The organism is Pyxidicoccus fallax (genome assembly GCF_012933655.1).
GTDB classification, from domain to species: domain Bacteria; phylum Myxococcota; class Myxococcia; order Myxococcales; family Myxococcaceae; genus Myxococcus; species Myxococcus fallax.
The window spans coordinates 1-11,043 of sequence record NZ_JABBJJ010000390.1 but is presented as its reverse complement, the minus strand read 5'-3'; the positions used below and the strand labels follow the sequence as shown (position 1 = coordinate 11,043).

10 protein-coding genes are annotated in these 11,043 nt (G+C 69.4%); 6 read left to right on the top strand and 4 right to left on the bottom strand.

Going from position 1 to position 11,043, the window contains the following annotated elements; all coding sequences use genetic code 11:
- Positions 1 to 980 (bottom strand): mucoidy inhibitor MuiA family protein (locus tag HG543_RS46035; RefSeq protein ID WP_169351326.1); only part of this gene is annotated, 980 nt, incomplete at its 3' end.
- Between the two features lie 130 nt (positions 981 to 1,110).
- Here HG543_RS46035 and HG543_RS46030 point away from each other — a divergent pair.
- From HG543_RS46030 to HG543_RS46020, 3 genes are all read left to right on the top strand, one after another.
- Complete coding sequence (locus HG543_RS46030) at positions 1,111 to 1,842, top strand: Ig-like domain-containing protein (protein ID WP_371876544.1); 732 nt, start codon at positions 1,111 to 1,113, stop codon at positions 1,840 to 1,842.
- Between the two features lie 51 nt (positions 1,843 to 1,893).
- Complete coding sequence (locus HG543_RS46025) at positions 1,894 to 3,663, top strand: serine hydrolase domain-containing protein (protein WP_169351324.1); 1,770 nt, start codon at positions 1,894 to 1,896, stop codon at positions 3,661 to 3,663.
- Positions 3,664 to 3,752: 89 nt separating this feature from the next.
- Positions 3,753 to 4,514, top strand: coding sequence for a DUF6209 family protein (locus tag HG543_RS46020; RefSeq protein WP_169351323.1), 762 nt, complete (start codon positions 3,753 to 3,755; stop codon positions 4,512 to 4,514).
- Positions 4,515 to 4,567: 53 nt separating this feature from the next.
- On the opposite strand, the gene HG543_RS46015 is transcribed toward HG543_RS46020, so the two are convergent.
- From HG543_RS46015 to HG543_RS46005, 3 genes are all read right to left on the bottom strand, one after another.
- Entirely contained in the window at positions 4,568 to 6,019 is a 1,452-nt protein-coding gene (locus HG543_RS46015; RefSeq protein ID WP_169351322.1) for a protein O-mannosyl-transferase family, read from the bottom strand.
- A gap of 190 nt (positions 6,020 to 6,209) precedes the next feature.
- The gene (locus tag HG543_RS46010; protein ID WP_211194618.1) at positions 6,210 to 6,383 is read right to left on the bottom strand and encodes a YbhB/YbcL family Raf kinase inhibitor-like protein; all 174 of its coding nucleotides are present in this window, start codon (positions 6,381 to 6,383) and stop codon (positions 6,210 to 6,212) included.
- Positions 6,384 to 6,433: 50 nt separating this feature from the next.
- Positions 6,434 to 7,687: an MFS transporter gene (locus tag HG543_RS46005; RefSeq protein ID WP_246357774.1), complete on the bottom strand. Its 1,254-nt coding sequence runs from the start codon at positions 7,685 to 7,687 to the stop codon at positions 6,434 to 6,436.
- 241 nt (positions 7,688 to 7,928) lie between these two features.
- Here HG543_RS46005 and curA point away from each other — a divergent pair, with 241 nt between their 5' ends.
- The 3 genes from curA to HG543_RS45990 form a co-directional block, all read left to right on the top strand.
- Complete coding sequence (gene curA, locus HG543_RS46000) at positions 7,929 to 8,957, top strand: NADPH-dependent curcumin/dihydrocurcumin reductase (protein WP_169351319.1); 1,029 nt, start codon at positions 7,929 to 7,931, stop codon at positions 8,955 to 8,957.
- Positions 8,954 to 9,766 (top strand): alpha/beta fold hydrolase, encoded by an 813-nt coding sequence (locus HG543_RS45995; protein ID WP_169351318.1) that lies wholly within the window; start codon positions 8,954 to 8,956, stop codon positions 9,764 to 9,766. Before curA ends, HG543_RS45995 begins: the two co-directional genes overlap by 4 nt.
- A gap of 282 nt (positions 9,767 to 10,048) precedes the next feature.
- A partial coding sequence (locus tag HG543_RS45990) for an ELWxxDGT repeat protein (RefSeq protein WP_343073603.1) occupies positions 10,049 to 11,043 on the top strand: 995 nt, incomplete at its 3' end.

Genomic DNA, 11,043 nt, shown 5'->3' with positions numbered 1-11,043 from the left:
ACGGGGAAGGGTGGGGGTGTGGGCAGCCCGCGCAGCAGCGCCTGCCTCTCCCGGTCGAAGTCGGAGAAGAGCGAGGCGGCGCCCTGCGGCGGTGGCCGGAAGCCCGCGCGCGCGGGAGGCGGAGGCTGTGCACGGCCGATGCGGATGGAGGACAGCTCCGGCAGCTCCGTCCAGCTCAGCGGGGCGGCGGTGGAGAGCACCAGCTTCACGCCGCTCCAGTCCTCGCCGGAGTGCTGGCCGATGAGGGCTCGCATCACCAGCTCCACCTGCCTGCAGTCCCGCGTCAGGCGGCACTGGTAGCTGGGCGCCCAGCGCGCGCCGGGGACGAAGTACTCCACGGAGAGGCTCGTGCGGGAGAGCGCGGCCCCCGTGTGGCGGAGCTGCACGTGCACGGACTTGTAGAGGTCCCTGGCTGTCACCTGCCGGGCGGTGGAGGCCTGGGCCAGCTTCTGCTCGAGGACGGCGATGTCCTCGCGCAGCTTGCGGAGCTGCTCGTTGAGGGCGCGCATCTCCGAGAGCCGGGCCTGCGCCCCGTCGTGGGTGAACTGTTCCAGCGCCATGCGCGCGCCCAGGGGCGAGGCCGGTGGGGGCTTGCCCTCCTCGGGCTTCGGGCGCGGGGGCACGGTGATGTTGGAGAAGACGTTCAGCTCCCACTGGCGCTGGCGGATGTGGCTCTCCACCGTCCGCGCCTGCTGCCGCAGCGTGCGCAGCGCGGCCTGGTCCACCGTCTCCAGGGGCGTCTCGCGCGGCGGAAGCCACAGGCCCACGCGAACGTTCGTGGCCGTGAGGTCCGCGCCGTCGCCGAGGGGGGAGAGCACCCGCACGCGCACGGTGGGGTCGAACAGCGCCAGCGGCAGCCGGGGGATTTCGAGTTCCCCGGGCGCGCGGCCCCCGGGACACTCCAGTGTCAGCAGCCGCGTCACTCGCGCGCCCTGCTGGTAGAGCGTCACGGTGTCGATGCGGGATTCCACGACGGGCATCGGTACTCCCGGTCAGGGGTGGGGCGCCCACTTTCATCCGGAACCGTGAGCGGCCACAAGGTGGCGCGCGGTGTCTGGCCCGCTTGCCTGACGTCGCGTGTCGGTGCCTATCCTGTACGCCCATGGCCTGATGGCGGGAGACGCCGTGAACCTTTTCGTCGTGAAGGATGGCGTCATGTTCCCTCGGTTGCCGAGGTATCTCGCATCGCTCGTGCTTCTCGGTGTCTGCCTCACGGGTCTCACCGCTCAGGCGGGGAACCGGCCTCCCATCGTGGCCGCGACCCTCGACGGACCGGACTCGCTGCTGGCGGGCGCCACCGGCACCTTCTCCATCACCGCGAGCGACCCGGATGGCGACACACTCACCTACGCGTGGACGCAGCAGGCGCCCTCGGCGAAGGGCACATGGGTGGGCTCGCGCACCGGCAGCAGCGCCCAGTGGTACTCGCCGGCCATCGGGACGCGGACCTCCTTCACCCTGAAGGTCAGCGTCACGGATGGGCGGAGTGCTCCCGTGGTCCGCAGCGTGACCATCCCCGTGACGGTGCCGCGCTACGGCACGGACATCCAACCCGTGTGGCGCGACGCGGGCTGCACGCGCTGCCACCCGAGGAGCGGCGGCCTCAACCTGTCGGCCAGCAGCTACACCAGCCTGGTGGGCGCCCGGGCGAATGTGGCCGAGTGCAACACCCTCTCGCGGGTGAGCGCGAGCAAGCCCGGCGACTCGGTGCTGGTCCGCAAGCTGGAGGGCACGGCCTGCGGCAGCCGGATGCCGCGCAACAACCCGACGTACTTCGACCAGCACCCGGACCTCCTCGTGCGGGTGCGCTCCTGGGTCCTCGCGGGCGCGCTCGACGACTGAGCCACGCGAGCGCCACATGGCTCCTCGCGGTGGGGTAGCTTCGCGCCCACGATGAATCACACCTGCAACCCGACTACCCGAGTCATCTGTACCTTCCTGGCGCTGGTTCCCTGGCTCGTCGGCGCGACACCCGTGCAACCCGAGCCCGCGGAGCAACTGGTGGGAGTCTGGGGCAGCGAGCGCGTCCTCGGGCCACAGGTGAGGGGAGAGCTGACCCTGGTGCGTGGCGAGGGCGCCTGGCGGGCGCGCATCTCGGGCTTCGACGTCCCGGCCCGCGTGGACGGCAGGAAGGTCTCCGTCGTCCTCCCTGGAGGCCAGGGCGAGCTGCGGGCGACGCTGGCGGAGGACGGCCGGCGCATCGCCGGCCACTGGATTCAGCCGCGCGTGCTCATGAGCGGCATGACCTTCGCCACGCCGGTGCGGTTGCGTGCGCTCCAGGAGGGCGTGTGGCGCGGGGACGTGGCGCCCCTGGAAGACCGGTTCTCGCTGTACCTCGTGTTCCGGAAGCAGCCGGATGGCACCGTGAGTGCCTTCATCCGAAACCCCGAGCGGAACTTCGGCAACAGACTGCTGTTCCGCGTCGGCATCCAGGGGAGCGCCATCCGCCTTACGTCCACCTCGGGGAACGTCCAACTGGAGGGCACGTTCGACGCGCGAGCCGGTCGGCTGTCGCTGTTCCTGCCGTCCCTGGACATGACCTTCGACTTCACGCGCAGGGACCGGAATCAAGCCGTCGGGCTCCATCCCCGCACGCCCGCTCCAGGCCCCTACGTCTACCAGAAGCCCATCGCCGAGGAGGATGGCTGGACGACGGCCTCGCTCGCCGACGTCGGCATGGACGTCCAGCCCATCCGTCAGCTCGTGCAGGGCATCCTCGACCAGGAGCCCGGCCCGGAGTCGGCGCCCGCCATCCAGGGCCTGCTCATCGCGCGTCACGGCAAGCTGGTGGTCGAGGAGTACTTCCGCGGCTTCGACAAGGAGCGCCCGCATGACCTGCGCTCCGCGGCGAAGTCCTACGCCTCCGTGCTGATAGGCATCGCGCTGGACCAGGGGGCGCCCTTCACCGTGGACACGCCGGTGGTTTCACTGTTCCCCGAGTACAAGGGGAAGATCGCCAACCTGGACGCGCGCAAGCGCAAGCTCACCGTCGCGCACCTGATGACCATGGCGACGGGGCTGGCCTGCGACGACGAGGACCCGGACTCGCCCGGAAACGAGGAGCGGCTCGAGGACAGCGTGCCCGACTGGTACAAGTACACGCTGGACCTTCCGATGGTGCGCGAGCCCGGCGAGAAGGCCGTGTACTGCTCGGCGAACATCAACCTGGTGGGCGGCGTCCTGCGCAATGCCACCCGCATGTGGATTCCGGAGTTCTTCGAGAAGAACCTCGCCACGCCCCTCCAGATGCGCGGCTACCACATCGACCTGATGCCCGATGGAGAGCAGTACCTGGGAGGCGGCATCTACATGCGCCCGCGCGACGCGCTCAAGCTGGGGCAGCTCCATCTCTCCGGCGGAACCTGGAATGGCAGACGCGTGGTGAGCCAGCGCTGGGTCGAGCGTTCCACGGCGAACCACGCGACGATGGAGCCCGGACGCACGTATGGCTACACATGGTGGCGCCATGAACTCCGCGTCGGTGACCGCGTGTACTCGGAGTACGAAGCCAGTGGAAACGGCGGCCAGCTGGTGATGGTCGTCCCCGAGCTCGACCTCGTCGTGATGTTCACCGCCGGCAACTACAACCACGTGGCCATCTGGCGGAAGTTCCGGGAGGAGCTGCTGCCCCGGTTCATCCTCGCCGCCATCCCCCCGAAGTGAGTGCCCGTCACGGCAGGACGCCCGATAGACCTGATGCGCGGGACTGGGTTAGCGCCGTCGGTCCCTCTTCCGCTCGAAAGGAGCGCATCGTGGTTCGTCGATTCCTTCCCTCCCTCCTTCCGCTGCTGCTCGCGGCCTCCACCGCCGCGGCGCAGACCACCACCCCCGTCGCCATCACCTTCGATGGCAACTGGAACGAGACGCCGTCGGTGGAGGTCATCCCCGCGGGCGGCCAGGTGGTCGTCAACTATGACATCAGCCGCCTGCCGCAGTGCCGGGGCACCACCTCCTCGGGCAGCCCGACCTGGACCATCAACGGCTACGTCCAGGTGAACCGCGGCCCGGTGGTGAGCTTCTGGGTGGCCGGCCTCTCGCCGGACAACCAGAACCAGCGCACCCTGCATCTCCCCGCGGGCGTGAGCGGCGCCCTAGTGATGTGGTTCGACATCTCGGGCCCGGGCTGCCAGCAGGCCTGGGACTCCAACTACGGCAGCAACTACCACTTCGCCATCGGCGGGCCGGCCCTCTCGTTCAACTCGAACTGGGACGAGGTGGTGACGGGCACGCTGCGCGCCGGCCAGCAGTTCATCATCAACTACGACGTGAACCGCCTGCCCGAGTGCCGCGCGACGTACAACGGCCCGGCCTGGGTGATTTCCGCGCTGTACCGCTTCGACAACGGCCCCATCCAGGAGACGGTCGTCACCGGCTCTGGCTATTCCGTGGCGACGCCCATTGTCGCTCCGGCCGGCGCCCGCCACCTGGAGATGTGGTTCCGCAACACGGACCGCAGCTCCTGCGTGCGCTACGACAACAACTACGGCGCCAACTACCACTTCTACTTGCAGTGAGCCGCACCGGCTGAGTCGCGAAGGCCCCCGGGGCACGGGCGCGGCTCCCGTGCTCAGGGGGCGGGCGGGAGCACCTCCCATATCCGCTCGCCGCGCACCGCGGTCTGGAGTCCCAGTCCCCGCAGCTCCTCCGCCTTGTCCGCGTCGATGGTGAACACGCGCGTGCCGGGCGGCACCGGGCGGACGTGCGCGGACAGCGGCGCGCCGTCGCGGACGTAGGCCGCCACGTCCTCCATGCGGGGGTGGTCGTACAGCAGCAGGATGCGCCGCGCCTCGCCCAGCCCCTCTCCGAACAGCGCGTACCAGAGGGTCTCCGACTCGTCGTACATCCGGGTGACGATGAGGGCGTCCGTGCCCACCACCTTCAGCGTGTCGTGGAGGAAGTTCTCCGCCCGGCGCTCCTTGCTCTGGTCCACCTCGCGGAAGTTCACCGCGCCCAGCGCGAGCGCCGGGAGCAGGGCCACGGCCACTCCGGCCCACCGAGGGGCGGAGCGCCAGCGGTCCAGCAGCGACTCCAGCCCCACGCCCGCCAGCACGGTGAGGAAGAAGTAGCCGGGGATGAAGTACACGAAGATGTCCCAGATGCCGTAGTTGAGGGCATAGGCGGCGTTGCCCAGTGCTCCAAGCAGCAGGAAGCTCCACGGCCCCCGCTGGCGCCAGAGCGTGAGCAGGCCCACGGGCACCAGGGGCAGGAAGGGCCAGAGATTCTTCCACAGCAGGCCGAGGTACATCGGCACCCGCTCGGTGAGGAACTGGCGCGGGGTGAACATGAACATCAAGGACTTGAACTGGGCCCCGGTGATGGACCACCAGAACTCCGAGAGGTTGCCCGCGCGCATCTCCGAGTAGATCGTGTCCGGGCTGTGCGTCCGCCAGAAGATGTACGCGTACTGGGAGGCGCCGAGCACGATGAGCCCCAGCACGGCACAGACGGCACGCACGTCCCAGAAGACGCGCCGCTCCGTCGTCCATACCCAGACGACGATGGCGGGCAGCAGGGTGATCATGGTGAGGTGGCAGCCGAAGGAGAGGGCGTAGAGTCCACACGCCGCGTAGAAGAAGCGCCGCGCTCCGGTCTGCCGCCAGCGGACGAAGAAGAGGGTGACGCCGGCGACGAAGAGCAGGTTGAGCGTGTAGACCTCGGCGGCGAGGGCCTGGCTCCAGAGTGTGGGCGTGAGCCCGAACGCGAGGGCCACCAGCGCGGCCACGCCGGCGCGCACGCCGAGCGCCACCAGCAGCCGGCTCATGACGAGGACCGCCGCCACGGCGAAGACCGCCGAGAGGAGGTTGGCACGCCACGCGAGGGTGCCGAACGGCACCGCCTTCAGGAAGAGGTGGTTGAGGACGAGATAGTTGGGATAGCCCGTCGCGTGGGGCGTGCCGAGGACCCAGCCCACGAACTGGAACTTCGCGGTGTCCGCGAAGCCCACTCCCGGCAGCAGCGTCCGCAGGTAGACGAGCAGCAGGACGCCCGCGGCGCTGAGCGCCGGAGCCCAGCCGCGCACTCGGGCCCATGAAACGGAGCCCCCGGCAGAGGGCCGGGGGCGGAGGGAGTCGCGACGCAGGAAGGCCAGGACGGCCATGGTGGACCTTGAAGGGAGGAGCCCGCACGAGAAAGGGCGCAGCACTCTACCAAACGCGTCCGGTGCCAGCCAGCACCGGACGATGCCTGGTGGGCGGGTGGGGGCGCTCGGCTCAGCGCTCGAAGGTCGGCGTGAGGATGGCCCTACCCAGCGTATGGCCGAGCAGGTTGAAGCCCAGGAACGCGGGGGTCGCGTCCGGAGGAATCTCGAGCGACTCCACGTCCAGCGCGTGGACGACGATGTCGTAACGGTGCGTGCCACTCCCTCGCGCCCCAGGTGGGGACAACGTCGGGGCCCGCGTTCTGTTGGCGCGCCGATGGGGCGGAGTGTCGCCCCTCACACCGTCAGCCCGGCCGAGTCCTGGGACTCACCGGAAGTCCGCTTGGGCTCGCCGAAGGACATCAGCCGGCGGTGCAGTGGCGCGAGCAGTCCGAAGAGGAGCACCAGCACGCCGGTGACCTGCAGGATGCGCTCGATGGAGACCGCCTCCGCCAGGGGGCCGAAGAGCAGCATGGACAGTGGCATCAGCGCTGTGGAGAGCATGGTCATCACGCCGAAGACACGGCCCAGGTAGGCCGGCTCCACGCGCTCCTGGAGCATCACCGTGGCGGGCGTGTTGTAGAACGGCAGCGCCACGCCGAAGAGGCCCATGATGGCCAGGTACACCCAGAAGAGGGGCACCACGCCGAGGGCCACGGTGCACGCGCCCATCATGAGGTTGGAGGCAATCATCGTCCGCATGCGGTTGCCCGAGCTGCTCCGCACGGCGAGCGCGGCGCCCCCCAACATCATGCCCACCGAGAAGACCATCTCGATGGCCGTCAGCCGCCACACCTCGCCGCCGAAGCTGCGCGCCGTCTGCAGCGGCGTGAGGAACGCGGCCGGGGTGATGAGCACCAGGATGACCCCCATGTAGACGAAGAACGGCACCAGGTGCGAGTGGCCGCGGATGTACCGGAAGCCGTCGCGGATCTCCCCCAGCTGCGAGGTCCCCGCCTGCGCCGGCGCGCGGGGGCTTGCCTCGACCCGGACGAAGAAGGTCAGGAGGGCGATGGCCAGGGCCGCTGTCACCACGTCGACGTAGAAGAGCACCGGCAGGGGGGCCACGGACATGAGGAAGCCGGCGAGCGCGGGCGCCCCCAGCATGTTGACCGACAGAAGGGTGCTCTGGATGCCGTTGACCCGCATCAGCTGGTCCTCGGGCACCAGCTGCGGCAGCAGCGCGCCCACCGCCGGCTGCTGAATGGCCGTGCCCACGGAGCGGACCGCCGCGGCCAGGAAGAAGAGCCACAGCTCCGTGCCGCGCAGCGTGAACACCACGGCCAGCGCCAGGGTCACCAGCGCGATCATCGCATCGGCCAGGACGATGAGCTTGCGGCGTTCGTACCGGTCGGCCCAGACGCCCGCGAAGGGCGAGAGGAGGAACGTGGGCAGGAAGCCGGCCACGATGTAGAGCGTCATCATGACGCTCGAGCGCGTCTGCAGCGTCACCTGCCACAGGAGCGCGTACTGCACCAGGGAGGAGCCGAGCAGCGAAAGGGCCTGGCTTCCCAGGAAGAGGGCCGTGTTGCGCTTCCAGGAGGCATGCATGGCGCGCAGTGTAACCGCTTTGCATGAACGAGCCTCCCTCGACATACGAGCGACCGGGTCCCTTGGTGCACGAGGTCCGCTCGGCTAACATCCGGAGTTCTCCGGAATCCACGAGCCCTCCGTGCTGCTCATCCGTGACGCGCAGCGAGCCATCGTCCACCGACGGCCTTCCTAGGGTACAGAGGGTTTGACGCATCCCAGCGCGGCGATTACGGAAGGCGCACTTGCTGGGAGGAATGCATTGAGTGGCCTGACCAACCGACGAATCGTGCTCGCGTCCCGCCCTGAAGGCCGGCCCACGCCAGCGGACTTCCGCATCGAGGACGTTGCCGCGCCGGAGCCTCGAGAGGGTGAGCTCCTGCTGAAGGTCCTGTACCTGTCCCTGGACCCGTATATGCGCGGCCGGATGAGCGCCGCCAAATCGTATGCCCCACCCGTGGAGCTGGGGGCCGTGATGGTTGGCGGCACGGTCGCCCGGGTGGTCCGCTCCCGTCACCCGGACTACGCCGAAGGTGACTTCGTCTTCTCCTATTCCGGCTGGCAGTCCTACGCGCTGTCCAAGGGGGAGGGGCTGCGCAAGCTCGACCCGGCGGCCGCGCCCCTCTCCACGGCGCTGGGGGTGCTCGGCATGCCCGGCTTCACGGCGTACGCGGGCCTCCTGACGATTGGCCGTCCGCAGCCCGGAGAGACGGTCGTCGTCGCCGCGGCGAGCGGCCCGGTGGGCGCCACGGTGGGCCAGCTCGCCCGTATCAAGGGAGCCCGCGCGGTGGGCATCGCGGGAGGCCCGGAGAAGTGCGCCTATGTCCGGGACACGCTCGGCTTCGACGCCGTCGTGGACCACCGCGCACCGGACTTCGCCGAGCGTCTGAAAGAGGCCTGCCCCAAGGGCGTGGACGTGTACTTCGAGAACGTGGGCGGCGCGGTCTGGGACGCCGTGTTCCCGCTCTTCAACGAGTTCGCCCGCATCCCCGTGTGCGGCCTCATCGCCCAGTACAACAGCACCGGCCCCTTCGAGGGCCCGGACCGGCTGCCCATCGTCATGCGCGACGTGCTCTCCAAGAGCCTGACGCTGCGAGGCTTCATCCAGCGGGAGTTCGTCAGCCAGCTTCCGGACTTCTACCGGGACATGAGCGCCTGGATTCGAGAGGGGCGCGTCCGCTACCGCGAGGACATCGTGGAGGGGCTGGACCGGGCGCCCGAGGCATTCATCGGGCTCCTCGACGGCCGCAACTTCGGCAAGCTCGTGGTGAAGGTGGACGAGTCGGCATGACGACAACCCCGAAGGAAGGCACGCAGCAGGCCCTCGAGGTGGATGGACAGACGCTGGCCTACCGCGACGTGGGAAGCGGGCCGCCCGTGGTCCTCGTCCACAGCGGCGGTTTCTCCGCACGGCAGTGGCGGCGCCTGGGAGAAGCCCTGGCGCCCACCCATCGGACCGTCATCCCGGACCTGCTCGGCTACGGCGAGTCCAGCCAGTGGCCAGTCGGAGCCCCCTTCCACTTCCGACAGGACCTCACCGCGCTGGAGGCCCTGATGGCCCGCGTGGGACAGCCGGTCCACCTCGTCGGCCACTCCTATGGGGGCTTCCTGGCCCTCCAGCTGGCCCTCGCGCGGCCTGCCTCGGTGAAGTCGCTGGCGGTCTTCGAGCCGGTGGCCTTCGGCGTGCTCGAAGCGGATGACTGGAATGGCGCGCCGGCACTGCCGCCCACCTTCGAGGGCACCGGCGAGGCCTGGCTGTCCGCCTTCGTTTCGGGCTGGAACGGCCCTGGCGCGTGGGATGCGCTCAACGCCGAGACACAGCAGGCCTTCCGCAAGGTCGGCTGGAAGGTCTACCAGGAGGTCGCCACCCTGTCCGCGGACAGGACGACTCGCGAGCGCTACGGAACGATTGCCGCGCCGACGCTGCTGCTCGGAGGGGAGCGGACGCCGGCCTTCGAGCGGCGCGTGCTCGAACTGCTCGCCCAGGTGCTGTCCCGTGCGGAGCTCCAGGTGTTTCCGGGCATGGGCCACATGGGGCCCATCACCCACGCCCAGGACGTGAACGCGGCCATCCTGCGCCACGTGCGCGCCTGGAGCTGACGCACTGTCCAATCAATGACAATCCGGAGTGACCCAGCTGGTGCGGGTCCTCGCCTCTGCTCGACTCGGACCGTCGTGCACATGTCCGAGGGGGTACACGTGAGGCATTGCTGGAAAGTCATTGCCCGGTCACTGCTGTCGCTCGCTCTCGCCAGCCCGGTACCGGTGCTTGCCCAATCCGCGCTGTTGAGGGACATCCACCCCGGAAAGCAAGACGCGCCGGACGCTCTCCGTCAGCCGGTTGCTTTCGGGGGCAAGGTGTACTTCCTGGGGGCCACGCCCATGACGGGCGATGAGATGTGGCAGACGGACGGGACTCCGGCGGGCACTTCCCTGGTGATGGACCTGGCGCCGGGGCCCGACTCCTCCCTCACCTCGAACTTCGTCGAAGTGGGGGGCTCGCTGTACTTCACGGCGCGACAGGGCGATGCCGACAGCGAGGCCCTGTGGAAGTCGGACGGGACGATGGCGGGCACCGTGCGGCTCAAGTCGGCCCTGCTCCCCGGCTGGGCGGACGCGTACGAGGTTGACGAGCTCACCCGCGTGGGCACGGGACTCTTCTTCTCCGCCCACTTCGACGACTCCGGGAAGGAGCTCTGGAAGAGCGACGGCACGAGCGCGGGCACGGTGCGGGTGAAGGACCTCCACCCGGGCCCTCAGGGTTCCAACCCGCGGAACTTCAGGGCCGCGGGCAGCACGCTGTTCTTCCTCGCCGACAGCGGCGGGGGGGATGCCCTGTGGAAGAGCGATGGGAGTGAGGCCGGCACCGTCGCCCTCCATCAGTTCACCGTGGACGGCTGGTGGCCGAGCCTCGAAGTCGTCGGAAACACCGCGTTCTTGCTCCTGCCCAAGGAGGGCCACACCGAGCTGTGGAGGAGCGATGGCACCGCGGCCGGGACCGTGAAGCTGACGGACCTGCCGGGCTCCGAAACGTGGGAGGCCCTTCCCTGTGGAGGCAGGCTCTACGTGTGGAACACCCGGGGGCTATGGACGAGTGACGGAACGCCAGGGGGCACCCGGGCGCTCGAATCCTTCACCTCCGTCAACGGGGACATCGTGGAGTTGGGCGGTGCCGCGCTCTTCTTCGGGAACACCCAGAACAGGTCCGGGCTCTGGAGGAGCGACGGCACCGACGCGGGCACCACGCCGGTGGATGTGGAGGGGCTGTTCGGAGAGGCTTTCTTTTCCAACGCCAGCACGGGCTCGGTGGCCTTCTTCTTCCGATACGAAAGCGAGGATGTCGCGCTGTGGAAGACGGACGGCACCGCGGGGGGGAC

Bases quoted from the DNA above. Each gene is read 5' to 3' on its own strand.
- HG543_RS46030 (WP_371876544.1), top strand. From the start codon at position 1,111: ATGGCGGGAGACGCCGTGAACCTTTTCGTCGTGAAGGATGGCGTCATG.
- HG543_RS46025 (WP_169351324.1), top strand. From the start codon at position 1,894: ATGAATCACACCTGCAACCCGACTACCCGAGTCATCTGTACCTTCCTG.
- HG543_RS46005 (WP_246357774.1), bottom strand. From the start codon at position 7,687: ATGCATGCCTCCTGGAAGCGCAACACGGCCCTCTTCCTGGGAAGCCAG.
- HG543_RS45995 (WP_169351318.1), top strand. From the start codon at position 8,954: ATGACGACAACCCCGAAGGAAGGCACGCAGCAGGCCCTCGAGGTGGAT.